The sequence below is a fragment of the Bradyrhizobium sp. 1200_D9_N1_1 genome (assembly GCF_052075915.1).
GTDB lineage: Bacteria > Pseudomonadota > Alphaproteobacteria > Rhizobiales > Xanthobacteraceae > Bradyrhizobium > Bradyrhizobium diazoefficiens.
On sequence record NZ_CP197226.1, the window covers coordinates 2,366,316 to 2,390,311 of the forward strand.

Consider the following 23,996-nt stretch of genomic DNA (forward strand, 5'->3'; position numbering starts at 1 on the left):
CAAGCTGCTTATCCGAATTTCGGAATGTCGGATATCTCGATCATCCGGCTCACCTAGAAGGCGATCGTATATCGTCACGTTTCGCGCACCGTGTGCGGATGAGCGGCGTTGATGGTTCGTCTCGCGAGTTTTCCTGCGACATCGACAGTCAAAAAAACCGCGGCGAAGACGGCCGCCATCGATGAAAGCGGCAATCCGCCGCATCTTTCTTCGCTATCTTGATTGGCGGCGCGCCGGTTCGGGTCATAACAGGTTCACGATGAAAGCCGACACAGGCCCTGCCTCCTCTGTCATCAAATGGCAGCCAATATTTAGTCGTCGATCGCAACAAAAAACTACAAACCTAGGACCGCAAAAATGGCAAAGTGGCGCGGGGCCATGACTGTACATCAGCAACGGAGCTGAGACGTGACGATTGAGTTGGAGCCGGCGTGCAACTTGTGTTGAGACCGGCTGATGGGGGCTACACACGGTTTGGCCAAGTGCCCTCGCCCGCGCGAAGCGAAGACGAAACGAACATCGGATGGGGTCTCGCTGCAACAACGCTCCGATCCTGCGCGGGGCACGATGTGCTGTCCCTGCGTGGAGTCGAGACGGCAGCGAGACAGATCGGCGAGGCGGACGGCATCAGCAGACGCAAGCGCGATGGACGCGACCAGGTACGCCTGGGATCGCATCGAGCAGGCGTGCACGGCTCTGCGCTGAATGCGCAGCCGGCAAGCCCGGCCAATCGCTGACGGCGCCGTTCGGAGAAAAAAATGGAAGGTGATCATTGGCCTCACGGCCGCTGTGACGGCGCCGGTGGAAGCCTCGTACGCTTGCGAAAGCGCGCGTCCGAATTTTTCGAAAGTCTGTCTGTCGCGGAGCTTGCGCGCGAGGCGCACAGGCATCTTTGGTTTTCAGACTGGTTGAGGGTTGCGGAAGACTACCGGAGCTCCGCCGAATCCGCGCGCGCGGACGGTGCCGGCCGGATCGTCGCGTGCGAAGCGTGGATATGCGCGCTGATGGCGTTCGAGGTCGCGCGAAGCCTGTCTTCTCCGGACGATCTCGCGAGTACCGACTTCGCCGATAGGGTCGGTCTCAGCCTGAGAAGCTTCGCGGACGATGCGGCTCACGCGATCGAGCACGTCGAGATCGACGACTTCGAGCAGGGAGCGTTGACCGGCTTCTTCCTGCCGGCGCTCTGTCACGGGCCTTCCGCGCCTGCGGTCATCTGCATCGCCGACGAGGACGTCACCCTGGCCTCGATGATGAGCAGGCTCTTGCCCGCCTCGCTTCGCCGGAACATGTCACTTCTGCTCATCGATCCCGGCAGTTCGCCTGTTCGTCGTCCGCTCAAACAGGAGCATATCCTCCAATGCTGGCTGGACTATCTGGAGGCCCGCCCGGATGTCGACGCGCAGCGGATAGCGATCTACGGCGAAGGAACGGGCGCCAGTCATGCCTCCCGCCTTGTCCTCTCGGATCGCAGGGTAGCCGCCGCCGTGTGCGACGGCGGTCTTTTGCGGTCGGTCGCGCACCGGGCATCGGTTCACTGGATGACAGGCGTCGAGCAGGTCGTCGAGGGCGGAGCCTCGATGCGTCCGTTGTCGTCGCCGCGCCGAATGGCCTGTCCGCTTCTCATGGTGGTCGGGAGCCGCTCGATGGTGCGCGAACAGGAGGCACTCGAGCTGCAAGCCGGCTATCGCCAGGCCGGAGCCGACTGCTCGATCGTCGTGCCGAATCGCATCCCGTATCCTCTGGGCGAGGTCGAGAATTTCATCACGGTGGACGACTTCATTTTTGAATGGCTCGACGCCAAGCTTGGAGCTGCCCGTCGCCTCGATCCCGTCACCTATCTTTAGCCCGTGATCCGCATGACTGAGCCGCGGTCTTCTCGCGACGAACGCGGCGCAGTCATCCGGAGACAACGACCCGAAGCGCGCCGAGGATTCTTTCCCATGCCGTCGCGCCTTGGCTGCGTCGTGAAGAACCGCGTATCACGACACGTCGATAGCCAGTAGCCGTGCAGCGAGCCGGGCATTCTTGGCAATGGTCGCGAGCGCGGCATTCAAATCGGCGAGGGTCTTCTCGTCGAGCTCGTTGAACATGGTCGAATTCAGGGCGAGCTTCCGCTTGGACAGTTTTTCAATTTCCGTCGTCGCCTTTTCCGTCAGCGACATCAGAACGAAGCGGGCGTCGTCGGCCGCTGGCCGTCGCGACAGGAACCCGTGCTTCTCGAGGCTCTTGGTCTGGTTGGTCACGAAGGCGGGGTGGACGCGCAGCTTGTTCGCGACGTCGATTCCGGCGACGCCTCGTCCCTCGTCCAGCTCGGTGATGGCCATCAGGATCAGCCATTGCGGCTCGGTGATGCCCAGCAGTCCGGCCCAGCTGCTGTGGATGTCCTCGAGCTGAGAGTGGATTTCAACGACGTTCCAGATGAAGTCTGTAATCGCCCGGTCGAGCTTCTTCTCGATCATATGGCTTCCCCCTTGGTCATTTTTCTTTTTGTCTTTGATCAGCCTTTTAGCGGGATATTGGGAAACCGTCTCGCATATCGTGCGCGGAACTCTTCATTGGGGAAATCGTGTCGGCACTTAATGCTTGCAAAAAACAATTGATTAAGTTATGTCACGTTCACTCAGAATTTGCTGCTCTTGACCGCTGTCAACGACCAGCGATGTGAGACCTCCAAGAAAGCCCTCGGGATGCCCCCTGAGGGCTTTTTCTTTTATTTCAGCTACTTGTGCCGCGTCTTTCGCCTCCTGTTGCTCGCAGGCAACATCCCCTTTCCAACTTGCGATTCACTAAATCAATGAATTGAGACGATTGTTTTTATAAACTATACGTGAAGCACGACGGAGGGGGGGCACCTCGCTGTCGTTTCAGTCCGGACCTTCAGTGCGGATCTGAATTGAACGGAAATTGATGTGGGTAACGCGGCCTCCAGCGAGGAGCCGAGCCCCCGAACCGACCTGGAGGTTTACTAATGAAGTTGACGAAGACGCTCTTTCTCGGCTCGGCTGCCGGCCTGATGGCCGCCTCCGGGGCGTTCGCAGCCGATCTCCCCGTAAAGGCCAAAGCGGTCGAATACGTGAAGATCTGCTCGCTGTACGGCGCCGGATTCTACTACATCCCGGGCACCGACACCTGCATCAAGCTGGGCGGCTATTTGCGTGCCGACGCGAACCTCAATACCAACTCGGACTTCAATCCGAACCAGGGCGGCGTTGCCGGTGCTCGCAACCGCCTGATGAACTACTACACCTTCCGCGCTCGTGAAGACCTGAACATCGACACCCGCACCGCGACCGAGTACGGCGTGGTCCGCACCTTCTTCGACGGCGTGTTCACCTGGACGACCGGCAACTATACGCCCACCGGTTCGGCAACGGGTGGAACCCAGTACAGCGGTACGCTCGGTCTCAACGCTGCGGGCACCGGCCTCGTCGGCTCGAACGGCTCCGGCTCGGTGAACGGCACCGACGGCAACACCTCGGCCGGTGCGCTCGGCGTGTACTACGCCTTCATCCAGTTCGCTGGCTTCACGATGGGTAAGGCCGTGTCGCAGTTCGACGCGCCCTGGACCAACTATCCCGGCAACATCACCGACAACCTCGTCGGCGGCAGCGGCACCGTGACCGGCGTCACCCAGTTCACGTACACGGCCGACTTCGGCCAGGGGATCACTGCGTCGTTCTCGGCTGAAGATGCGACCCAGTACTATCAGGCTGGCAACCTCAACATGACCGGCGCGACCGCGGCTGGCATGATCGGCGGTTCGTACGGCACCAACGCCATCGGCGGCTCGCGTTCGCCGAACCTCGTCGGTCAGGTGCGTGTCGACCAGGCCTGGGGCCTCTTCCAGGCGTCGGTGGCTGCGCATGACAACCACGTTGGCTATTACGGTGCGAACGAGACCACCGGCCACCCCGACGACAAGTGGGGTTGGGCGGTTCAGCTCGCTCTCTCGATCAAGAACATCCCGACCGGCGCGGGTGACACGATCAACATCCAGGCCGTCTACACCGACGGTGCGACCCGCTACAACTTCCAGAATCTGTCGGGCAGCTCCTACGCGCTGTACGGTAATTCGGGCGTTGCTGGCGCCTACGGCAGCATCGGCTTCGCCAACGCTCCCGACACGGTGTTCGTGACCGGCAGCTCGCAGGAAACCGTCAAGACCTGGGGCTTCCGTGGCGCTTACACCCACAACTGGGATGCGGCCTGGAACACCGCGATCTACGGTGCCTACGCTCAGGCCCAGTTCGGTACGCTGGCCAAGACCACCCTCTGCGGCGCCGGCGGTGCTGGCGGCGTGTTCGGTGGCCTGGCGGGTGTGACCAGCTGTAACCCGGACTTCGCGATCGGCCAGCTGGGTCTCGTCACCCGCTGGACCCCGGTCAAGAACCTGACGTTCTCGGCCGACCTCTCCTGGACCCATCTCGACCAGAAGTACTCCGGTACGGTTGGCGTCACCCCGAACGTCGTGACCGCCAAGCCGGCCGCGACCTACGAGCTGAAGGATCAGGACTCGATCGCCATGATCCTCCGCGCTCAGCGCAACTGGTAAGATCTATCGAACCACGCGAACGAACACCCGGCGGGAAACCGCCGGGTGTTTTTTTGCGCCTGGATTGCTTCCGCCTTCGCTAAAGCTTCGGCGGACAAGTCGCTGCGCTCGCAATGACGAGGTGGAGACAGCCTCGTTTGCCCGACGGGCAAAACACCCGCAAAGCTGTCAATCCGCCTCGACAAAAATATTCCACTTTACCGAAATTCGGATTTGTCGTATGTGTCGCCCATCCCGGTTTGACCTTGAGGGGCGATCTTGTGTCGTCACGTTTCGCGAGCCGGGCTGCGGTGGACGCGGCAGCGTCGGCACGACATGGTGCGGGCAGGGCGGGTAGTCCCTGTGAGCCCGAAACCGCGTGCGGATGAGCGGCGCTGAAAGCTCGTCTCGCCAACATCTTTCCCGCGACGTCGACAGCGCGGGAGAACCCTGTGGCGGTCGGCGAATGCGCGTACGGCAAAACCGTGTGGTCCTGGCCGTCGTTGCTACGGTCAAGCCTTTCGCGGAGGTGCACGCGAGCCCGACCGGGCGGACGGCATCGTCAATTCGCGGGGTGAGGGAGGCCAGAAGGAACTCGGCTCCCGGGAGATCACGGCATAAGCCGTCAGACCACTGCGCAGGGAAGGCCGAGTGTTTTGGCTGCACCTGTATGCCGCTGTGCATCTTTTCATGCGCTACACGCGCACAGCGGACCGTGGGTGCCAGCCGGCACCCGGCCTTCCCTGCGCCCTCTTGGCTGAAAGAGGGTGGAGCGATGAAGCAAAGCTCGGGCGAAATGCGCCGCGGGGACGTGAAGGCGTGTCTGCGAGTCGAGAAGCGAGCCAGAAGATGACGACGATTCGTCTTGTTCCGTCCTTGCGAGCGCAGCGACTTGTCCGCCGAAGCCTTAGCGAAGGCGGAAGCAATCCAGAGTCTTTCCGCGGAGGGATTCTGGATTGCTTCGCTGCGCTCGCAATGACGATGTGGAAACTACGGGCGCTTATCTCTCGCCGTTGTGCGGGGATGACGGAGCTGATACTGCCGTCATTGCGAGCGCCGCGAAATCTTACACAAGCTTTGGCCGCGCCATCGGTGCGGAAGTTGCGCTCAGGCTGCGGGCCTTCGCCTCATCCCTGGCTCGCCACGCGCGCACGGTCGAGATGCGCCTTGATCTTCGGGCGGTCGCGGGTGCGCTCGAAGCTGGTGCAGAGCAGTTCGGTTTCCTCGAGCGAGACGGGGGCGCGATACAGCCGGCACATGAATTCGGCGGTTGCGCGTCCCTTCGCGGCGGCCGGGCCGATGCCAGGGCTGCGTTCGGCGAGAAACATGCAGTCCCGGCAGATGCTGGCATCGAGCCGCTGGTGAGCTGCGTCGAGGTGATTGAGGATCTCCCGCAGCGAGTCGCGCAGCCTGATGCACTCCTCGGTTCCGAGCGCCGTGACCGCATTCACCACGTGGTTGATCGGGTCGTGCTGGCTCAGGCACTTCTCGCCCTGCGCGGTGACGTGGAGCACCACGGAACGCTTGTCCTCGTGCGAGGGCTTTCGCACCAGGAAGGACCTGCTCTCGAGCGTCTTCACGATCTGCGATGCAGTCGCCCTGGTGGAGCCGATGAAGCCGGCGAGCGCGGACGGTGTGCGCGAAAACCTGTTGGCGCGGCCGAGAAAGCGCAGCGCCATCCATTCCCGATCGCGCAATCCATGCTGATTGCCTTCGAAATACCAAGCCCTCGCCGCCTGGACCAGCAGCTCGACGGCTTCTCGTGCCAATGGCATGGATTTACCTCGTCCCCGGAACTTCGTCTGCGGCGTCCCGAAGCCGCCTTGCGCCCTGGTTCGCGATTAATTCGAAAGAGGTCAGACCTCCGGAGATGCCCGATGAGTACGTCGTGCCCGATTCCTGCTCGAAGGCACGGACCGCAACGCGCCCGAGCCGAACCAGCGTGCGTCGCGTCGTCCGGAGCGAGAGGCCGCGTCGCCGATGACATGCCAATCGCGTCGTCGTCGCACGGGAGCCCAAGTTGCCGTCACGAACGGACGATGGACGGGAATTGTTCAACCGAAGCCCCTGAGTTCAAGTCACAAGCAGACGTTTCTTGATATTCCACCGAAACGATGAATGAGCTTCTCAACAAAATCAAGTAGAGACGCTCTCGGAGACTGGATGTCGTTGCAGGCGAATGTAACGTTCAAGACAATCTCGCTCTTAGGGACACATGGTAGTGAACGCAATACGTTGTCCTACGGGCAGCATGCCCGCAAGTATACGACGGTTTAATTGCAGGGCACGTCGTTGTCCGCCGTTGATGCAAGTTGATGGAAGCTTGTGCATGACAAAAGCTGATGCGCGTTGATGAGTCATCCACAACTTGTGCAATGCGTCCGGAGAATCGCCGAGAGAACTTGTAGGGATTACACGCGGCGGTTGTTCCACTCGCGGAGCCGTCTCCGCTTCCGTCGCGGCCGCCCGATGAGTCATCCGAACGGTTGATGCGCTCACGACGGGTCGCGGTGGCGGTGACGGGAGGCATGCGCCGGCCGCGTGACTGGATGCGCGACCGACTGTAGAAACAATGAGAAGGGCGAGATCGCGGGCGCGTCGTGCGCCGTCTCACCTGCTACTCGCCCTTGAGCATGTCCCTCAGCTCGCGGAACGGATCTGCGCTCGGCTGAGCCGATGCGTCTTGCCGCATTGCGCTGTAGATTCTCGGAACCAGGTCGATCGCCTGGTCGAGGCCCGAATCACGTCCCGACTGGTATCCGCCCATCAGGCGAAGATCGCGCGTGTCCTCGTATTTGGCGATCATGGTGCGCAGCTTGCTCACCAATTCGCGCTCTTCGGGGTCCCAGACGTTATGGGCGAGGCGGGAGACCGAGGCCAGAACGTCCACGGCCGGATAGCGCGCCTGGTCGGCGATGTGCCTGGAGAGCACGATGTGCCCGTCGAGCGTGCTGCGAATGGTGTCGGCGATCGGCTCGTTGTGATCGTCGCCGTCGACCAGCACGGAGAAAATCCCGGTGATCGTTCCGGATCCCTCCTCGCCGGGGCCGGCGCGCTCCAGAAGGCGCGGCAGGTCCGTGAAGACCGTCGGCGCGTAGCCGCGCGCGACCGCGGGCTCGCCGGCGGCGAGCGCGACCTCGCGGGCGGCGTGGGCGAAACGGGTGATCGAATCGACCACAAGCAGAACCGATTCGCCCCGATCGCGGAAATATTCGGCTACCGCCATGGCCGTCTTCGGCGCCAGCCGCCGCATCATCGGGCTCTCGTCGCCCGTCGATACGATGGTGACCGCACGATTGCGATTGGCGCCCAGCACGTCCTCGATGAATTCGCGCACTTCGCGGCCGCGCTCGCCGACGAGCGCCAGCACGACGGTGTCGAAGCCCTGGCTGCGGGCAAGCATCGCGAGCAACGTCGATTTGCCGACGCCGGAGCCGGCAAAGATGCCGACGCGCTGGCCGGCGCAGATCGGGGCGAACAGGTCGATGACGCGCACGCCGGTGCGCAGCGGCTTGTGGACGCGCGCGCGCTTCATGGCCGAGGGCGCCTCGGCCTCCGCCGAGACGGCGCGCGATCCCGGCGTCAGCGGGCCTTGTCCGTCCAGCGGGGCGCCGAGCGCGTTGATGACCCGGCCCTTCCAGCTCGGATCGGGCGCGAAAGACAATGGCGGCATGCGGTAGGCGACGGAACCGAGACCGCCGGCAAATTGCCGGTCGAACGGCTTGGCGATGATGCCCTCGCTGTCGATCCGCACCACCTCGCCGATCTGGGGCTTGCCGCCGGAGTTGACGCCGATGAGTTCACCGAGCCTGACGAAGCGCGACAGGCCGGAGACACGGAAATGCGTCGGCGCGATCTCGGAGATCGCGCCGCTGACGCTTGCCAGGGGAGTGCTCTGCTGAAGCTCCAGCAGCGCCCACTCGAGTTGCCGAAGAGCGTTCAAAGAAACCGTCCACCCTCATTGCGCACGGGGCGCACTCTACTTGCCGGGCTCGCCCAGCGTCCGGATTGCGTTCTGGAGCGAGCTCTCGGTGCCCTCGATCATCGAATTGGTGCCGTCGAAGGCGCGCGAGGCCGCCATCAGCTTCGTCAATTCCATCATCGGATTGGCGCCGGAGCCCTCGACATAGCCTTGCTTGAAGCCGTCGCGGGAGAAATCGGCGATGGCGGTCGCAGGCCGGTCGGGCGTCACGCCCGAATTGCCGTAGCGCTCGAGATTGGCATCAGTGGGAATGTTGAACAGGCCGATGGTGCCGATCTCGTTGTTGTCCTGGGTGATCGCGCCGCTGCGTGCGATCGAGACCGGCCCGCCGTTCGGGTCGAGCGTGATCTGCGCGCCGCCGGCATCGATGACGGGGAAGCCGGCCACCGTCTGAAGGTCGCCGTTGGCGGCGATCTGGAGCCGGCCGTCACGCGTATAGACCGTGCCGTTCGGGCCGGCGAAGGCGAGCCAGCCCTGACCGACCACGGCGACGTCGAGCGGATTGCCGCTCTCGGTGATGTTGCCGGTCTCGCGCGAAATGATGTTGTCGCCGGGCGAGGAGAACGCGACCGGGTTCGCGCCGGCCTTGGACAGCACGGTCTCGAACTTCACCACGTCGGTGCGGAACGCCGCCGTGTTGACGTTGGCGACGTTGTTGGCGATCGTCTGGAGGCGCTTTTCGAGGGCGACCTGCGCCGACAATCCCACATAGAGAGCCGATTGCATGACTTACTTCCCGAACCGGATGGATTGAAGCTTCGTGAGCATGTCGGTATCCAGGCTGGCCGACGTCGCCGCGCCGCCGATCAGGACCAGCGCGGGGTTGGTCGAGTTGTCGCTCTGGGCCTGGGTCGCGTCCCACATCGCCGCGAAGCGCTGCACGAACTTGGTGACCTTGGTCGGGTCCTGAAAATCGGTGAGGTCGATCTTGTCCGTGATCATCTTGGCCTGGGCATCGATGTCGGACGAGCTGATCGTCGACGACCAGCCCATGGCGGTCTGGACGACCTGGGTCAGCGCCTTGTCGGCGAGGATCTGGTAGGCATTCGTGATCGTGGACGCCTTGCGGGTGAAATAGAGCGCCAGCCGCAGGCCCTCGTTCTGGTCGCCGGCCTTCTGCTCCATCGTCTGCGTGACGTACTGGGTGGCCGTGCCGGTCGTGGCTGCGGTGGTCTGGGTCGCCTTGTCGCCGAGGGCGGCGAAATTGAAGGCGGTGGCGAATTCCCGGTAACGGGCGTCGGTGAGCTTGTTGGCGAAGGCGTCCTTGTTCGAGACCCCCTCGGTCAGCACCTTGCGCATGAACGCCTTGGCGTAGGTCATGTCGCTGAGGCCATAGGCCTTCATGGCATAGGTGTAGAGGCGGTAGTCCTTCAGGAAGTCGTCGATCGTCTTCACGTTGCCGATATGGCTGAGGAAGTAATCGGTCTCGCGGCTGACATCCGGCTGGGTCGCGACCTGCGTCATCGACTTGCCCAGGTCCTTGGTCAATCTGGTGTAGTCCGCGATCGTGGATAGCATGACCCGCGCCCCTCTGGTCGCCATTGCGACATCGTCCCAAGCTGCCGTGAATTGCTTGCGCGGGGCTGGCGAGCGGGAAGCCAGCTTCGCGCAAGCGTCGCCGACTAGACATTCCCGGTGGGATCGGCGATGGAGTGGCGCGTTGCTCAGTTTCGTGGGGATTTTCATCACGGTGGCGGCGCTGCTCGGCGGATTTGCCGCCATGGGCGGGCATCTGGCCGTGCTGATGCAGCCGTGGGAGTTCGTGATCATCATGGGCACCGCGGTCGGCACCTTCATCGTGGCCAACCCTTGGAAGACGGTCGTGGATACCGGGGTTGCCTGCATGCAGGCCATCACCGGCGCGGTGCCGGGCCAGCGCTACTATCTCGACCTGCTCGGGGCGCTGCATGCCCTGATGCGCGAGCTGCGGGGCAAGGGCCGCAACGAGGTCGAGGCGCATATCGACGATCCCGCGTCCTCCGAGATCTTCAAGGCGTTCCCGAGCGTGCTCGGTGACCCGTCGCTGCTCCAGTTCATCTGCGACTATGTCCGTCTCATCATCATGGGCAATGCGCGCACGCACGAGATCGAAGCGCTGATGGACGAGGAGATCCACACAATCGTGAAGGGCAAGCTGGCGCCCTACCATTCGCTGGTGACGGTCTCCGAGGCGTTGCCGGCGCTCGGCATCGTCGCCGCGGTGCTCGGCGTCATCAAGGCGATGGGCGCGCTCGACCAGTCGCCGAAGCTGCTGGGCGGCTTCATCGGCGCCGCCCTGGTCGGCACCTTCGCCGGCATCTTCCTGTCCTACGGCATCATTTCGCCCTTCGCGATCAAGATCAAGATGACGCGCGAGAAGAAGTGCCGGCCCTACATCATCGTCAAGCAGACGCTGCTGGCATTCATGAACGGCGCCATGCCGCAGATCGCGGTCGAGCACGGCCGCAAGATGATCTCGAGCAGCGAGCGTCCGTCGATCGATGTCGTCGAGAACGAGACGATCGCGGGTCCGAAGGCTGTCGTGGCTGACGCTGAACCGAAGGCGGCGCGCGCATGACGATGGAAGACGTCGAGGTCGATCAGCGGAAGCAGTTGCCGAACTACCTGCTGGACGCGGCCGGCATATCGATCGAACGCATGCCGATGCTCAATGTGATCTTCGATCGCATGGCGGCATCCTGCACCGATAGCCTCCAGCCGATGGCGGGAACGCCCTGCTATTTCTCGGTCAACGGCATCACCAATGATCGGGTCGGCGACATCATCAAGGACTATGAGGCCAACGCGGTCGCCGCCGTGCTCTATGCCGAGCAGTGGGACTCCCGCATCATCATCATGCTCGACCGCGATTTCGTGTTCACGATGGTCGAGGCGATGTTCGGTTCCGATGGTGCCGAACCGCCGCTCGACGTCGAGCGCTCGTTCTCGAACATCGAGATCCGCCTGGTCCAGGCGCTGTTCGAGCGCTTCGCCAAGGCGCTGCAATCCGCCTTCGCCGGCACGTCCAACGTCACCTTCCGTGTCGAGCGGGTCGAGACCGCGATGGCCTCGCTGGCGATCGGGCGGAGCGGCAACATGTCGATCTGCGCGAACATCATGTTGCAGGCGCTCTACCGCGGCGGCCAGATGTTCCTCATCATTCCGCACTCCGCGCTCAACCCGCTGCGCCAGAAGCTCGCCCATGTCGTCGTCAGCGACGGCCGCGCGTCCGATCCGCGCTGGCGCGAGCAGATGGAGAGCGAGGTCCACCGCACCGAAGTGACGTTGAGCGCGGTGCTCGATGAGAAGATGGTGACCCTCGGCGACGTCGTGAAGTTCCAGGTCGGGCAGGTGCTCGAGCTCGAAGCCACGCCGCGCACGCTGGCTCGTCTCGAAAGCAACAACCAGGTGCTGTTCTGGTGTCAGATCGGCCAGCTCGATGGCTATTACGCCATGCAGGTGGCAGATCCCGTGGATCAGAAACGGGAGTTCGTCGATGATATCCTATCTCGTTGATGCGGTGCTGCTGATTGCGCTTGCCTTCACCAGCATGCGGGTGACGCGGATGCACCGCGAGCTGGCGCGGCTGCGCAGTTACCAGGGCGAATTCTCGACCATCGTCCACGAGACGGCGGGCGCCTTCGACACGGTTATCACCGCGGCGCATGATTCGACCGCAAATCTCGGACGGCTCGCCAACGTGCTGAGCACGAAGATCGACCAGGCCCACGAGGCGATCGCGGCGCTCGACGCCAGGAGCGGGCTCGCGTCCGCAGCGACCGGGAGCGGCGCCGACGTGAACAAGCACTGAAGCCGGGGCCGGCGAACCAGATACGACCGGAACGCCGTGGCGCTCCGGGAGCGGAAATACCAAGAGGCGATACCAAATGGCGCAATCCTTCGACTATGAGTCTGCATCTGCATCGGAAGAGACCGAGACGTCTCCGCTGGAGCGGCTGGCCGAGATCGCCGCGCGCACGGCGGAGGAGAGCGGCAAGTTCGCCAATGTCGATGCCATCCTGCGCATTCCCGTCACCATGCAGGTGGTGCTGGGTTCGGCTACCATCCCGGTGGCGAACCTGATGAAGCTCGGGCGCGGCGCGGTGGTTCCGCTCGACCACCGGGTCGGTGAGCCCGTCGACGTCGTCGTCAACGGCCGTATCGTCGCCCGCGGCGAAGTGGTCGTCGTCGAAGAGGACAATTCCCGCTTCGGTGTCTCGCTCACGGAGATCGTTGGACCGCTGGGGCAGGGTGATACCTGACCATGGCGGCACAGGTCGGCATCGCTCCCATCAAGCAGCGAGGCGTTGCCACGCTGGGCGGAACGGAGAAGGTCGCGGCACTCCTGCTGGCCATGGGCCGGCAGGCGGCCGCGAGCGTGCTCGCGCAGTTCGAGCCGCAGGATATCCGCATCGTGACCAAGGCCGCGGCCGAGCTGCGGCCGATCACCGCGCAGGAGCTGGAGGGGATCGTCGAGGAGTTCGCCCAGCAGTTCTCGATGGGTGCCAACATTCTCGGCACGCTCGGCGGCCTCGAGGCCGTGCTTGGCGACGTGCTACCGGCCGACCAGGTCTCGGCGATCATGACGGACCTGCTCGGCAATTCGAGCCGGTCGGTGTGGGATCGTGTCTCGTCGGTGTCGGAAAATTCGCTGGCCACCTACCTGTCCAAGGAGCATCCGCAGACCGCGGCCCTCATCCTGTCCAAGGTCAAGCCGGCCTGTGCCGCCAAGGTGATGAGCCAGTTGCCGTCCAGCCTGCGCAACGAATTGATGCGGCGCGTGCTCAGCCTCAAGCCGATCGCCGACGACGCGATGAAGGTTCTCGAGAAGACGCTGCACGAGGACCTGACGCTGAACTTCGCCCGCAACCTCGGCGCGGACACCTATGCCCGCGTCGCCGACATCATCAACAAGATGGAGCGCGGCCACATCGAGGACATGCTGAAGAGCCTGTCGGAGAAGCGGCCGAAATCGGCCGAAGTGCTGAAGGAGCTGCTGTTCACCTTCGACGACGTGATCCACCTGACGCCGAAGGCGCGCACCATGATCTTCGATCAGGTGCCGACCGATCGCATCGTCATCGCGCTGAAGGGGACCGACAAGAACTTCCGCGAGCTGATCCTGTCGTCGGTCGCATCGCGCGTCCGCCGCGTCGTCGAGCACGAGCTCGCGATCGGCGAACCGTCGAACCAGCGCGACGTGCTGGAGGCCCGGCGCGTGATCACCGATCTCGCGCTCGACCTCGCGGAGAAGGGCGAAATCGAGCTCAACCCCGAGCAGGAGGATGAGCTGGTCTTCCGCTGACCGCTGAACGGGCATGGCAGAAACAACCGATCAGGAGAGCAAGACAGAAGAGCCGACCGAGAAGAAAGTCCGCGATTCGCTCGAACAGGGCAAAATTCCGGTCTCTCGGGAGGCTTCCATCTTCGCGTCGATGGCGGCGCTGATGGTCATCCAGATGTTCCTGATCGGCCAGGGCGTGCAGCAATTGACGCCGACCCTGAAGAGCCTCCTCGACGATCCCGAGGGCTTCCCCCTCGCCACCGGGGCGGACGCGCAGAACCTCCTCACCGTGGTGGGACTCGAGGCGCTGCGATTCCTGGTGCCGCTGCTGGTCGTTTTGCTCGTGTTCGGGCTGGCATCGTCGCTGCTGCAAAACGCGCCCAACCTGGTGCTTCAGCGCATCATGCCGGACCTTTCGCGAATCTCCCCGGTGAGCGGCTGGAACCGGCTGTTCGGAACGCAGGGCCTCGTCGAGTTCGCCAAGTCGCTGTTCAAGCTCGCCTCGGTGACCGTCGTCGTCGCCTTCGTGCTGCGCTCGTCCGAAGCGAAGGCGTTCGAGGCGATGTACACCGACCCCGTCGCGCTGCCGGAGATGATCCTCAACATCGCGATGCGGATCGTCTCGGCGATCTGCATCGCGACCATCGTCCTGGTCGCGATCGACCTCGCCTGGGCGCGCTTCCACTGGCGGCGCGAGCTGCGCATGACCCGGCAGGAGATCAAGGACGAGCACAAGCAGGCCGAAGGCGACCCGCTGGTCAAGGCGCGCCTGCGTTCGCTGGCGCGCGACCGCTCGCGACAGCGGATGATCGCCTCCGCATCGCGCGCGACGCTGGTGATCGCGAACCCGACGCACTTTGCGATCGCACTGCGCTACAACCGCGAGGAAAACCCGGCGCCGCTCGTGGTGGCCAAGGGCATGGACGTGATCGCGCTGAAGATCCGCGAAGTCGCGGAGAAGAATAGAATCCCCGTGATCGAGAACAAGGTTCTGGCGCGTGCGCTCTACGAGGCCGTTCAGGTCGATCAGGTGATTCCGGCCGAATTCTTCCGGCCCGTCGCCGAGATCATCTACTTCCTGCAGTCGAAGCAGACGACCCGGCCCGAGAAGGTCCAGTAGATTTCCGAGGATGGTGCTTCGCCCAACAGCTTGACGAAAGCTTAACGCCCTAGGCTTCTCCTCGAATGGACCAGAATGGGACTGTCGTGGGACCGCTTTATCTCTTCGAACTCGCATCGTCGCAAGCGCGGTACCTCGAACTCCGCCAGTCGACCATCGCCACCAACGTCGCCAACGCGAATACGCCGGGCTTCAAGGCGCGCGACGTCGAGCCGTTCAACAAGGTGCTCGACGGAATGCCGGTCAGGCTCGCGACGACGTCACCGACGCACATGCAGCTTTCCGCGACCGAGACCGACACGCGCGCGACCTCCAAGAAGGACAGCTGGGACGTGGTTCACTCCGGAAATTCCGTCAGTCTCGAGCAGGAGATGATCAAGGGCAACGACGTCAATCGCGACTACTCGATGAACTCGGCGGTCGTGCGGTCGTTCCACCGCATGCTGCTGTCGAGCGTGAAGACCTGAGGTGAATTGACATGCTGGACTCACTGAGCGCCTCCCTGACGGTTGCGAGCTCCGGGCTCGAAGCGCAGTCGACGCGCATGCGCATCGTCTCGGAAAACCTCGCCAACGCGACGTCGACGGGACGGACCGCCGGCGCCGATCCGTATCAGCGCAAGACGATCACCTTCGATGCCGCGATGGACCGTGCCTCGGGCGCGCAGCTCGCGAAGGTCAAGGAGGTCGGCGTCGACACCACGCCGTACCGCGTGGAGTACGATCCTGGGCATCCCGCCGCCGACAAGTCGGGCTACGTCAAGCTGCCGAACGTCAACATGATGATCGAGATGGCCGACATGCGGGAAGTCAACCGGTCCTATGAAGCCAATCTCCAGGTCGTGAAACAGGTGAGGTCGATGCTGGGCATGACCATCGACCTTCTGAGGAGCTGACAATGCTTGAGGCAATTTCGTCCACGGCGATCTCCGCGGGCCAGGCGGCGAGCCGCGCAACCGAGACGCAGGCGATCGCGCCGGCGGCGCCGACCGCGATCCAGTCCGGCGGCGACGTCGGCTTCGATTCGGTGATGAAGCAGGTGACGACGGACGCGATCGGCACGCTGAAGGCGGGCGAGGCGGCGTCGATCTCGGCGATGCAGGGCAAGGAATCGACGCGGCGCGTCGTCGAGGCGCTGATGTCGGCCGAGCAAGCCTTGCAGACGGCGGTCGCGGTTCGCGACAAGGTCGTGCAGGCCTACCAAGAAGTCGTTCGTATGTCGATTTGATCTGAAGGAGTCACATTGTGAAATCGCTTGCCATTGCGGCCACGGGCATGAATGCCCAGCAGACCAATATCGAAGTCATCGCCAACAACATCGCCAACATCAACTCGACGTCGTACAAGCGGGCGCGCGCGGAGTTCACCGATCTGTTCTACCAGATGGACCGGATGCAGGGCGTCGCGAACGTCAACGGCTCGTCGCCGATTCCGGAAGGCGCCAATCTCGGCCTCGGCGTCAAGTCGGCGGCGATCCGCAAGCTGCACATCCAGGGCGCGCTCACCCAGACCGGCAATCCCTACGACCTCGCGATCAACGGCCGCGGCTGGTTCCAGGTGCTGGGCCCGAACAACGAGGTGCAATACACCCGGGCGGGTTCGTTCAACACCAATGCCAACAGCCAACTCGTCACCACCGACGGCTACCTGCTGGATCCCGCAATCACGATCCCGCAGGGGACGGTCGAGGTCACGGTCAACCAGACCGGACAGGTGTTCGCCAAGCTGGACACGGAAGTGAACCCGCGGCAGATCGGCCAGCTCAACCTCGCCAACTTCGCCAACGAGGCGGGCCTCGAGCCGCTCGGCAGCAATCTCTATCGCGAGACCACGGCGTCCGGCACGCCGGTCGTCGGACTGCCGGGCGATGCCGGCTACGGCAAGATCAACCAGAAATATCTCGAGGCCTCGAACGTCGATCCGGTCAAGGAAATCACCGAGCTGATCTCGGCGCAGCGCGCCTACGAAATGAATGCCAAGGTCATCCAGGCCTCGGATGAAATGGCCTCGACCGTATCGAAGGGCCTTCGCTAGTTCCGGTGTGTCCATGTTGAACAGGGTGGGCCTGATCGTGCGCGGGTTGGCCGCCGTGCTGCTGGTTCTCGTCTCGGCGCGCGTCGCTGCAGCCGAGGAGAAGCGGCTTCCCGTGCCGGCCGTGTCGATCCGCGCCGGCGAGCTGATCCGGGACGACATGATCACGGAGCGCGCCTTCGCGCCGAACCTGCTCGGCGTCGCCCAGTTCATCGAAGGGCGCCAGATCCTGGTCGGTCGCATGGCCCGGCGCGCGCTGCTGCCGGGCCAGCCCATCCCGACCAACTCGGTGGAAGATCCCTGGACCGTCGCCCGCGGCGCCATGGTCAAGGTCGTCGTCGAGGACAGCGGCCTGTCGATCGTCACCTACGGCTCGGCGATGCAATCGGGCGCCGCCGGCGCACTGATTCCAGTGCGAAACACCGACACCGGCGTGATCATCAGGGGCGTCGTCCAGCCGGACGGCACCGTCAAGGTCGTGGACGGATCATGACCAGGCTCCTGCTTGCGCTCATCCTTGTCGTTTCCGCGGCCAGCGCCCAGGCCGCCGTCCGCATCAAGGACATCGCGGACATCAAGGGATTGCGTGAAAACCAGATCGTCGGCTACGGCCTCGTCATCGGCCTGAACGGCACCGGCGACACGCTTCGCAATGCTCCGTTCACGGAGCAGTCCCTGCAATCGATGCTCGAGAACATGGGCATCAATGTCAGGAACGAGACCACGAGCACCACCAACCCCGCGCGCCCGACCACCCTGCGCACGCGCAACGTCGCCGCCGTGATGGTGACCGCGGACCTGCAACCTTCGATCGGGGCAGGCGAGCGGATGGACGTGACCGTGTCGTCGCTCGGCGATGCGACCTCGCTGCTCGGCGGCACGCTGGTGATGACGTCGCTGCGCGCGGCGGACGGCGCGGTCTATGCGGTGGCACAGGGCGCGGTCACGGTCGCCGGCTACAGCGTGGGAGGTCAGGCGCAGAACGTCAGCCAGGGCACCCCGACCGCGGGCCGCATTCTGAACGGCGCGCTGGTCGAGCGAGAGGTGCAGGGAAGCCTCCATGAGATGGAATTCCTGGTGCTTGAGCTCAAGAACCCGGACTTCGTCACCGCAACGCGCATCCTCGATGCAATCAACCGCTACGCCGGCGGCCGCTATCGCGCGCAGATCGCCTTCGAGCGCGACTACCGCACCATCGTCTTGTCGAAGCCGCGCCATATCGGCCCGGTCCGCTTCCTCGCCGAAATCGGCGAGCTGACGGTCGAGCCGGACACGCCGGCGCGGGTGGTGATCAACGAGCGCACCGGCACGGTGGTGATCGGACGGGACGTGCGGATATCGACGGTTGCGGTGACGCACGGCAATCTGACCGTCCGCGTCACGGAGATGCCCGTGGTGTCGCAGCCGGCGCCGTTTTCGCGCGGGCAGACGGTGGTCGTTCCCCAGACCGTGGTCGAGGCCAACGAGGCCGGATCGCAGGTGGCGATCCTGAGCGGCGTCGATCTCCAGCGCCTGGTGCGTGGATTGAACCAGATCGGCCTCAAACCATCGGGCATCATCGCGATCCTCCAGGCGATCAAGACGGCCGGCGCGCTCCAGGCCGATGTCATCGTCCAATGACGCATAAGCGTCGTGCAAGCTTGGTCGCTCAATGCTCAGGTCTCGACCGAGAATCGCACGCGGCCCGATGTTGAAGCTGGATCACAAAGCCAAACTCCTCCTCCTGGCCGCGGCCGCGGCGCTTGCGAGCGCTTCGCCCGTGCTGGCGCTGGATGAGGCCAGATCGTCGAAGCCGCTCAACCTGCTTTCCTTCGCGCGCGCCCGCGCGCCCGGACCGCAGAAGCCGCGCGCGCCGATCCAGGTTGACAATGCGGCCACCCGGGCGACGGCGTGGGCGGCCGAAGATACCGGACCGGCGATCACCGGTGCGGTGCCGGCTTCCGAGACGCCTGCACCGGCGCCAGTGCCCGCACCCGCGCCGCTACGTCCGGCCAAGCCCGGCAGTGTCACGGCGCCGCCAAAGCCCGCACCGCCGCAGGCCGCTGCGACCGCGGACAACGAGGTCGCGCTGTTCTGCAGCAACGTGGCCGATCCCGCCGTCGATGCGAGATTGGCCTGGCAGCTCAAGGAGCTGGAGAAGGCCGAGACCCAGCTCCGCGAGCGGATCGCCGAGGTCGAGGCCAAGCGCGCCGAATACGAGAAGTGGATGGCGCTGCGCGACGACTTCCTGAAGAAGGCCGAGGCCCAGGTCGTCGAGATCTACTCGCGCATGAAGCCGGACGCCGCGGCCACCCAGATCGCCGGCATGGCGGACGAGACCGCCGCCGCCGTGCTCGCCAAGCTCAGCCCGAGGAGCTCGAGCGCGATCTTCAACGAGATGGATACGGCGCGCGCCGCGCACCTCGCCGATTTGCTCGGCGGAATGCGTCGCGTGGATGACGGAAAGACCAAATAGATGAAGAATCTGATCCTCATCCTGCCGCTCTTGATGCTTACCGGATGCGTCGGTGATCCGGCGGACGCCCTGACCGGCCCGCGCTTGTCGCCAGTCGGAAGCGGCCTGAGGACGCAGGCCGACCCGATCCCGGTGACGCCGCGCATGCGCACGCCGGTCAGCTATCGCTCGACCTGGGACGACGGCACCGATCTCTACCGCGATCCCCGCGCCCGGCGCACCGGCGACGTCGTGACGGTGATCATCTCGATGCAGGACAAGGCCAAGCTCGACAACAAGACCGGCCGCTCGCGCGATTCGCAGATCAAGTTCGGGCTCGACTGGCTGATGGACGTCGCAGGATGGGCCGACAAGGGGCAAACCACCGCCAACCTCAGCACCAACACCCAGATCAAGGGCAACGGCCAGATCGATCGCACGGAGGACATCAAGCTGTCCATCGCCGCCATCGTCACCGACGTGTTGCCGAACGGCAATATGATGATCAGCGGCTCGCAGGAGTTCCGCGTCAACACCGAGATGCGCGTGCTCAATGTCGGCGGCATCGTGCGTCCGCGCGATATCTCGCGAACCAACACGATTTCCTACGAAAAGATCGCGGAGGCGCGCGTGTCCTATGGTGGTCAGGGAAATCTGTCGGATGTGCAGCAGCCTGGATGGGGACATCGGATCTATGACGCCGTGGCACCGTTCTGAGGTTCGCGCCGGCCGGGCCGCGTCGCGAGGGCAGGGGACGTGATGCGCCTGATTGCCGCCATCGTGGCGCTGACCCTGGTCGCGATCGGTGCCGGCGCCCTTGCCGGCCTGCATCTGTTTGCAGCCGCCGAGCGCGTCGCCGACGCGAAGAAGAGCCCTACGCCGCCGCCGCTTGCGTCGAGCTACGCCGGCAGCGCGCGGCTTCGAAAACTGTCCCCGATCGTGACCAATCTCGCCGCGCCGGCCAACAACTGGGCCCGTGTCGAGGCCTCCATGGTGACCGACAGCATGAGCGACGAGGACGCCGGCATCCTGGCCGCCCATATCAGCGAAGACATCGTCACCTATCTGCGATCGGCCTCGGCTGCGCAGTTCGAGGGATCGCGCGGGCTCCAGCATCTGCGCGATGACCTCGCCGAGCGCGCCAATGTCCGCTCGTCGGGCAAGGTCCGCGAATTGATCATTGAGACGTTGGTGATTCAGTGAAATTGAGAGTCCTGCTGCTCGCGTTGATTCTGGCGGTGCTGCCCGAAATGGCGTTCGCCCAGATTCCGGACCTCAACTCCCTGCTGCCGCCCGGCAACGGCTCGACCAGCGGCCGCATCATCCAGCTGATGGCGCTGATCACGGTGCTGTCGGTGGCGCCGGGACTGCTCATCATGGTGACGAGCTTCACGCGGTTTGCGGTGGCGCTGTCGTTCCTGCGCTCCGGTCTCGGCCTCCAGACCACGCCGGCCAATCTGGTGCTGGTCAGCCTCGCGCTGTTCATGACGTTCTACGTGATGGCGCCGACCTTCGACCGCGCCTGGGAGACCGGCGTCCAGCCTCTCATGAAGAACGAGATCTCGGAGGAAGAGGCTTATCTGAAGATCACCGATCCGTTCCGCGAGTTCATGCTGGCGCACGTTCGCGACAAGGATCTCCAGACCTTCGAGGCGCTCGCCGCGGAGAGCTTTCGCAAGAAGTTCGACGACAAACGCATCGATTTGCGCGTCATCATTCCGGCCTTCATGATCTCCGAGCTCAGGCGTTCGTTCGAGATCGGATTTCTCATCATGCTGCCGTTCCTCGTGATCGACATGATCGTGGCGACGCTGACCATGTCGATGGGCATGATGATGATGCCGCCGACGATCCTCGCGCTGCCGTTCAAGATGCTGTTCTTCGTGCTGATCGACGGCTGGAACCTCCTGGCCTCCGGACTGGTGCGGTCGTTCTCGTAGCGGCGGCGACCGCCGGCCGGCCGGGTCATGGTTAGCAAGAAGTACCGGCTTATGGTTACCGGAGGGTAATGGTAACCATATGATATTACTACGAAATTCAAGCCGATCTTAATCTCGGCGCAAGATTCGGCGTGCTAGCAATGCGGCACGGCGGGTTGGACCCCACCCACATCAGTCCAAAGGCATGATGCCGCCCCTCCGTACCGGTGAAAGCCCGGTATGTCCCCTCGTGAAAATGTAACGCGTACATAAAGGGACATTCGCAATGTCAAGCCTGCTTACGAACTCGACCGCCATGACCGCGCTCCAGACCCTGCGGTCTGTCAGCTCGCAGCTCTCCACCACGCAGACCCGCATCTCCACCGGCCAGCGCGTGTCGACCGCTTCGGACAACGCTGCCTACTGGTCGATCGCAACCTCGATGCGCTCCGACAACGCCGCGCTCTCCGCGGTCTCCGACTCGCTCGGTCTGTCGGCTGCGACCGTCGACACCGAATACACCGCTCTGAACACGGTCATCGGTGACAAGGACTCCGGCCTGACCAAGCTCCAGGCGCTGCTGGTCGAAGCCAAGACCGCCGGTATCGATCGCTCCAAGATCCAGGCCGACGTCACCCAGATCCAGAATCAGCTGAAGTCGACGGCCGACTCGGCGACGATCAACGGCATCAACTGGCTGAGCATCGACACCACGCCCTCCTCGTCCACGGCCACGCCGACGAGCTTCAACCTCGTGTCGTCGTACTCGCGTGTCGGCAATACGCCCACCATCGGCTCCATCACGGTGACGACCGCCACCTACGCGCTCTACACCACCGGCGGCTCATCCACCACCGGCATCCTGGATGCGGTGGTTGGCGGCTCCACCGGCGCGTCGGTCTCCTCGATCAACATCGGCGCGCTGACCGACTCGGCGACTGACCAGACCAAGCTCGATGGTTACATCGCGCAGGTCACCGCTGCGATCGGCTCGGTCGCCTCGGCCGCCGCCAATCTCGGTGCCGTCAAGAACCGCATCTCGACCAACACGGAATTCGTCAAGAACCTGATGGACTCCGTGGATCGCGGTGTCGGCCAGCTCGTCGACGCCGACATGAACCAGGAGTCCACCCGCCTTGCGGCCCTCCAGGTCCAGCAGCAGCTCGGCGTTCAGGCGCTCTCGATCGCCAACAACAGCAGCCAGAGCATCCTGTCGCTGTTCCGCTAAACCTCAACTCATCTTGGGGGAGGGCCGCGCTTCTCGCGAAGCGCGGCCCTTTCTTTGTCAGGCGTGACGCCGCGTCGACGCCATGATCCGGCTCGGTGTTGCAACCGAGTCACAGAGCCACAAGCCTCGCACAAGCTTCGGCGGGTAGCCTCACCGCTACGACAGGTTGGGTCCTTCACACGCATTTCCGCGGCCCAAAGGCATGATGCCGCCCTGTCGTACCGGTGCAAGTCCGGTATGTCCCCAAACTCAATTCAATCGTCAAAGGGACATCAAAATGGGTTCTAGCCTCCTCACCAACTCGTCTGCAATGACCGCGCTGCAGACCCTCCGCAATGTCAGCACGCAGCTCGCGACCACGCAGAACCGGATCTCGACCGGTCAGCGCGTCTCGACCGCTTCGGACAATTCGGCCTATTGGTCGATCGCAACCTCGATGCGCTCCGACAACGCCGCGCTGTCCGCAGTCTCCGATTCGCTCGGTCTGTCGGCTGCGATGGTCGACACCGAATACACCGCTCTGAACACGGTCATCGGCGACAAGAACTCCGGCCTGACCAAGCTCCAGGCGCTGCTGGTCGAAGCCAAGACCGCCGGTATCGACCGGACCAAGATCCAGGCCGAGGTCACCCAGATCCAGCAGGATATGAAGCTCAAGTCCGACTCGGCAACGATCAACGGTATCAACTGGCTGAGCATCGACATCACGCCCTCGTCGTCCACGGCCACGCCGACGACCTTCAACCTCGTGTCGTCGTACTCGCGCGTCGGCGGTACGCCCACCATCGGCTCCATCACGGTGACGACCGCCACCTACGCGCTCTACACCACCGGCGGCTCATCCACCACCGGCATCCTGGATACGGTGGTCGGCGGCTCGACCGGCGCGTCGGTCGCCTCGATCAACATCGGCGCGCTGACCGACTCGGCGACTGACCAGACCAAGCTCGACGGCTACATCAACCAGGTCACCGCTGCGATCAACTCGGTCGCCTCGGCCGCCGCCAATCTCGGTGCCGTCAAGAACCGCATCGCGACCAACACGGAATTCGTCAAGAACCTGATGGACTCCGTGGATCGCGGTATCGGCCAGCTCGTCGACGCCGACATGAACGCGGAATCGACGCGCCTGCAGGCGCTTCAGACCCAGCAGCAGCTCGGCGTTCAGGCGCTCTCGATCGCCAACCAGAACAGCCAGAGCATCCTGTCGCTGTTCCGCTAAGCCGCGGCTTCGAAAACGACCGTGCTCCCTCGGGAGCACGGTCTCCGCCATGAACGGCGGATATGACGGCACAAGATGTGCCCGCAATCGATCTCCTGACGCCAGATTTCAAGCAACACGCCGCAGCCGATCGCGCCGCGATGCGTCGGCCGTGCACCTGTTGCCGATCCTCGCGATAGCGTCCCCCGACTTCTTGTAAAATTACAACGCCTCGCCCGCGAACCGACACATTCGTGTTCCTGCGCAACCTTCAGACAAGGTTGGCAG

25 protein-coding genes are annotated in these 23,996 nt (G+C 63.8%); 20 read left to right on the forward strand and 5 right to left on the reverse strand.

Annotated elements, in window-relative coordinates; genetic code table 11:
• Window positions 1-1,004: 1,004 nt before the first annotated feature.
• Window positions 1,005-1,844, forward strand: a complete 840-nt coding sequence (locus AB5K84_RS11465; RefSeq protein ID WP_244441947.1) for an alpha/beta hydrolase family protein — start codon at window positions 1,005-1,007, stop codon at window positions 1,842-1,844.
• 135 nt (window positions 1,845-1,979) lie between these two features.
• On the opposite strand, the gene AB5K84_RS11470 is transcribed toward AB5K84_RS11465, so the two are convergent.
• Entirely contained in the window at window positions 1,980-2,459 is a 480-nt protein-coding gene (locus tag AB5K84_RS11470) for a MarR family winged helix-turn-helix transcriptional regulator (RefSeq protein WP_011089627.1), read from the reverse strand.
• A gap of 509 nt (window positions 2,460-2,968) precedes the next feature.
• Here AB5K84_RS11470 and AB5K84_RS11475 point away from each other — a divergent pair.
• Window positions 2,969-4,552: a porin gene (locus tag AB5K84_RS11475; protein WP_011089626.1), complete on the forward strand. Its 1,584-nt coding sequence runs from the start codon at window positions 2,969-2,971 to the stop codon at window positions 4,550-4,552.
• A 1,106-nt stretch (window positions 4,553-5,658) separates the two neighbouring features.
• Here the strand turns inward: AB5K84_RS11475 and AB5K84_RS11480 are convergent.
• The 4 genes from AB5K84_RS11480 to AB5K84_RS11495 form a co-directional block, all read right to left on the reverse strand.
• The gene (locus AB5K84_RS11480) at window positions 5,659-6,306 is read right to left on the reverse strand and encodes a MarR family winged helix-turn-helix transcriptional regulator (RefSeq protein WP_011089624.1); all 648 of its coding nucleotides are present in this window, start codon (window positions 6,304-6,306) and stop codon (window positions 5,659-5,661) included.
• An 842-nt stretch (window positions 6,307-7,148) separates the two neighbouring features.
• The gene (fliI, locus tag AB5K84_RS11485) at window positions 7,149-8,474 is read right to left on the reverse strand and encodes a flagellar protein export ATPase FliI (protein ID WP_011089623.1); all 1,326 of its coding nucleotides are present in this window, start codon (window positions 8,472-8,474) and stop codon (window positions 7,149-7,151) included.
• 36 nt (window positions 8,475-8,510) lie between these two features.
• Entirely contained in the window at window positions 8,511-9,239 is a 729-nt protein-coding gene (gene flgF / locus AB5K84_RS11490; protein ID WP_011089622.1) for a flagellar basal-body rod protein FlgF, read from the reverse strand.
• Window positions 9,240-9,242: 3 nt separating this feature from the next.
• Window positions 9,243-10,031, reverse strand: a complete 789-nt coding sequence (locus AB5K84_RS11495) for a DUF1217 domain-containing protein (protein WP_028175215.1) — start codon at window positions 10,029-10,031, stop codon at window positions 9,243-9,245.
• Between the two features lie 142 nt (window positions 10,032-10,173).
• Between AB5K84_RS11495 and motA the strand changes: the two genes are divergently transcribed.
• The 18 genes from motA to AB5K84_RS11585 all read left to right on the forward strand — a co-directional run bounded on the left by motA (window position 10,174) and on the right by AB5K84_RS11585 (window position 23,729).
• Window positions 10,174-11,070 carry a flagellar motor stator protein MotA gene (motA, locus tag AB5K84_RS11500; protein WP_028175216.1) on the forward strand — a complete coding sequence of 299 codons (897 nt, stop codon included), beginning with the start codon at window positions 10,174-10,176 and terminating at the stop codon, window positions 11,068-11,070.
• Window positions 11,067-12,008 carry a flagellar motor switch protein FliM gene (locus AB5K84_RS11505; RefSeq protein WP_011089619.1) on the forward strand — a complete coding sequence of 314 codons (942 nt, stop codon included), beginning with the start codon at window positions 11,067-11,069 and terminating at the stop codon, window positions 12,006-12,008. Before motA ends, AB5K84_RS11505 begins: the two co-directional genes overlap by 4 nt.
• A complete protein-coding gene (locus AB5K84_RS11510; protein ID WP_011089618.1) occupies window positions 11,989-12,303 on the forward strand; it encodes a hypothetical protein in 315 nt (104 codons plus the stop codon). Before AB5K84_RS11505 ends, AB5K84_RS11510 begins: the two co-directional genes overlap by 20 nt.
• A gap of 76 nt (window positions 12,304-12,379) precedes the next feature.
• Window positions 12,380-12,754, forward strand: coding sequence for a flagellar motor switch protein FliN (gene fliN, locus AB5K84_RS11515; RefSeq protein WP_011089617.1), 375 nt, complete (start codon window positions 12,380-12,382; stop codon window positions 12,752-12,754).
• Between the two features lie 2 nt (window positions 12,755-12,756).
• Entirely contained in the window at window positions 12,757-13,797 is a 1,041-nt protein-coding gene (locus tag AB5K84_RS11520; RefSeq protein ID WP_011089616.1) for a flagellar motor switch protein FliG, read from the forward strand.
• Between the two features lie 13 nt (window positions 13,798-13,810).
• Window positions 13,811-14,896, forward strand: coding sequence for a flagellar biosynthesis protein FlhB (flhB, locus tag AB5K84_RS11525; protein WP_011089615.1), 1,086 nt, complete (start codon window positions 13,811-13,813; stop codon window positions 14,894-14,896).
• A 65-nt stretch (window positions 14,897-14,961) separates the two neighbouring features.
• Complete coding sequence (gene flgB, locus AB5K84_RS11530; protein ID WP_011089614.1) at window positions 14,962-15,363, forward strand: flagellar basal body rod protein FlgB; 402 nt, start codon at window positions 14,962-14,964, stop codon at window positions 15,361-15,363.
• 11 nt (window positions 15,364-15,374) lie between these two features.
• Window positions 15,375-15,791 carry a flagellar basal body rod protein FlgC gene (flgC, locus tag AB5K84_RS11535; protein WP_011089613.1) on the forward strand — a complete coding sequence of 139 codons (417 nt, stop codon included), beginning with the start codon at window positions 15,375-15,377 and terminating at the stop codon, window positions 15,789-15,791.
• A gap of 2 nt (window positions 15,792-15,793) precedes the next feature.
• Complete coding sequence (locus AB5K84_RS11540; RefSeq protein ID WP_011089612.1) at window positions 15,794-16,123, forward strand: flagellar hook-basal body complex protein FliE; 330 nt, start codon at window positions 15,794-15,796, stop codon at window positions 16,121-16,123.
• A 17-nt stretch (window positions 16,124-16,140) separates the two neighbouring features.
• On the forward strand, window positions 16,141-16,929 hold the full coding sequence (gene flgG, locus AB5K84_RS11545; RefSeq protein WP_011089611.1) for a flagellar basal-body rod protein FlgG: 789 nt from the start codon (window positions 16,141-16,143) through the stop codon (window positions 16,927-16,929).
• A 13-nt stretch (window positions 16,930-16,942) separates the two neighbouring features.
• Window positions 16,943-17,419 (forward strand): flagellar basal body P-ring formation chaperone FlgA, encoded by a 477-nt coding sequence (flgA, locus tag AB5K84_RS11550; protein ID WP_161533556.1) that lies wholly within the window; start codon window positions 16,943-16,945, stop codon window positions 17,417-17,419.
• A complete protein-coding gene (flgI, locus tag AB5K84_RS11555; protein WP_011089609.1) occupies window positions 17,416-18,546 on the forward strand; it encodes a flagellar basal body P-ring protein FlgI in 1,131 nt (376 codons plus the stop codon). Before flgA ends, flgI begins: the two co-directional genes overlap by 4 nt.
• 67 nt (window positions 18,547-18,613) lie before the next feature.
• The gene (locus tag AB5K84_RS11560) at window positions 18,614-19,381 is read left to right on the forward strand and encodes a MotE family protein (RefSeq protein ID WP_038965655.1); all 768 of its coding nucleotides are present in this window, start codon (window positions 18,614-18,616) and stop codon (window positions 19,379-19,381) included.
• Window positions 19,382-20,077 carry a flagellar basal body L-ring protein FlgH gene (flgH, locus tag AB5K84_RS11565; protein ID WP_011089607.1) on the forward strand — a complete coding sequence of 232 codons (696 nt, stop codon included), beginning with the start codon at window positions 19,382-19,384 and terminating at the stop codon, window positions 20,075-20,077. It begins immediately after the preceding gene.
• 42 nt (window positions 20,078-20,119) lie between these two features.
• Window positions 20,120-20,563 (forward strand): flagellar basal body-associated FliL family protein, encoded by a 444-nt coding sequence (locus AB5K84_RS11570; protein WP_028175224.1) that lies wholly within the window; start codon window positions 20,120-20,122, stop codon window positions 20,561-20,563.
• Window positions 20,560-21,300: a flagellar type III secretion system pore protein FliP gene (gene fliP, locus AB5K84_RS11575; RefSeq protein ID WP_011089605.1), complete on the forward strand. Its 741-nt coding sequence runs from the start codon at window positions 20,560-20,562 to the stop codon at window positions 21,298-21,300. Before AB5K84_RS11570 ends, fliP begins: the two co-directional genes overlap by 4 nt.
• Before the next feature lie 265 nt (window positions 21,301-21,565).
• Window positions 21,566-22,507, forward strand: a complete 942-nt coding sequence (locus AB5K84_RS11580; protein ID WP_011089604.1) for a flagellin N-terminal helical domain-containing protein — start codon at window positions 21,566-21,568, stop codon at window positions 22,505-22,507.
• A 277-nt stretch (window positions 22,508-22,784) separates the two neighbouring features.
• Complete coding sequence (locus AB5K84_RS11585; protein WP_011089603.1) at window positions 22,785-23,729, forward strand: flagellin; 945 nt, start codon at window positions 22,785-22,787, stop codon at window positions 23,727-23,729.
• The last annotated feature ends 267 nt before the right edge of the window (window positions 23,730-23,996 follow it).

What these genes read in the sequence shown, in the direction of transcription:
- flgH (WP_011089607.1), top strand. Translation starts at nt 19,382, where the DNA reads ATGAAGAATCTGATCCTCATCCTGCCGCTCTTGATGCTTACCGGATGC.
- AB5K84_RS11475 (WP_011089626.1), top strand. Translation starts at nt 2,969, where the DNA reads ATGAAGTTGACGAAGACGCTCTTTCTCGGCTCGGCTGCCGGCCTGATG.
- AB5K84_RS11510 (WP_011089618.1), top strand. Translation starts at nt 11,989, where the DNA reads ATGATATCCTATCTCGTTGATGCGGTGCTGCTGATTGCGCTTGCCTTC.
- flgI (WP_011089609.1), top strand. Translation starts at nt 17,416, where the DNA reads ATGACCAGGCTCCTGCTTGCGCTCATCCTTGTCGTTTCCGCGGCCAGC.
- AB5K84_RS11495 (WP_028175215.1), bottom strand. Translation starts at nt 10,031, where the DNA reads ATGCTATCCACGATCGCGGACTACACCAGATTGACCAAGGACCTGGGC.
- flgC (WP_011089613.1), top strand. Translation starts at nt 15,375, where the DNA reads ATGCTGGACTCACTGAGCGCCTCCCTGACGGTTGCGAGCTCCGGGCTC.
- flgF (WP_011089622.1), bottom strand. Translation starts at nt 9,239, where the DNA reads ATGCAATCGGCTCTCTATGTGGGATTGTCGGCGCAGGTCGCCCTCGAA.
- flhB (WP_011089615.1), top strand. Translation starts at nt 13,811, where the DNA reads ATGGCAGAAACAACCGATCAGGAGAGCAAGACAGAAGAGCCGACCGAG.
- AB5K84_RS11480 (WP_011089624.1), bottom strand. Translation starts at nt 6,306, where the DNA reads ATGCCATTGGCACGAGAAGCCGTCGAGCTGCTGGTCCAGGCGGCGAGG.
- flgB (WP_011089614.1), top strand. Translation starts at nt 14,962, where the DNA reads ATGGACCAGAATGGGACTGTCGTGGGACCGCTTTATCTCTTCGAACTC.
- flgA (WP_161533556.1), top strand. Translation starts at nt 16,943, where the DNA reads ATGTTGAACAGGGTGGGCCTGATCGTGCGCGGGTTGGCCGCCGTGCTG.
- AB5K84_RS11585 (WP_011089603.1), top strand. Translation starts at nt 22,785, where the DNA reads ATGGGTTCTAGCCTCCTCACCAACTCGTCTGCAATGACCGCGCTGCAG.
- AB5K84_RS11505 (WP_011089619.1), top strand. Translation starts at nt 11,067, where the DNA reads ATGACGATGGAAGACGTCGAGGTCGATCAGCGGAAGCAGTTGCCGAAC.
- AB5K84_RS11520 (WP_011089616.1), top strand. Translation starts at nt 12,757, where the DNA reads ATGGCGGCACAGGTCGGCATCGCTCCCATCAAGCAGCGAGGCGTTGCC.
- fliN (WP_011089617.1), top strand. Translation starts at nt 12,380, where the DNA reads ATGGCGCAATCCTTCGACTATGAGTCTGCATCTGCATCGGAAGAGACC.
- AB5K84_RS11465 (WP_244441947.1), top strand. Translation starts at nt 1,005, where the DNA reads ATGGCGTTCGAGGTCGCGCGAAGCCTGTCTTCTCCGGACGATCTCGCG.
- AB5K84_RS11580 (WP_011089604.1), top strand. Translation starts at nt 21,566, where the DNA reads ATGTCAAGCCTGCTTACGAACTCGACCGCCATGACCGCGCTCCAGACC.
- AB5K84_RS11540 (WP_011089612.1), top strand. Translation starts at nt 15,794, where the DNA reads ATGCTTGAGGCAATTTCGTCCACGGCGATCTCCGCGGGCCAGGCGGCG.
- AB5K84_RS11560 (WP_038965655.1), top strand. Translation starts at nt 18,614, where the DNA reads ATGTTGAAGCTGGATCACAAAGCCAAACTCCTCCTCCTGGCCGCGGCC.
- AB5K84_RS11470 (WP_011089627.1), bottom strand. Translation starts at nt 2,459, where the DNA reads ATGATCGAGAAGAAGCTCGACCGGGCGATTACAGACTTCATCTGGAAC.
- AB5K84_RS11570 (WP_028175224.1), top strand. Translation starts at nt 20,120, where the DNA reads ATGCGCCTGATTGCCGCCATCGTGGCGCTGACCCTGGTCGCGATCGGT.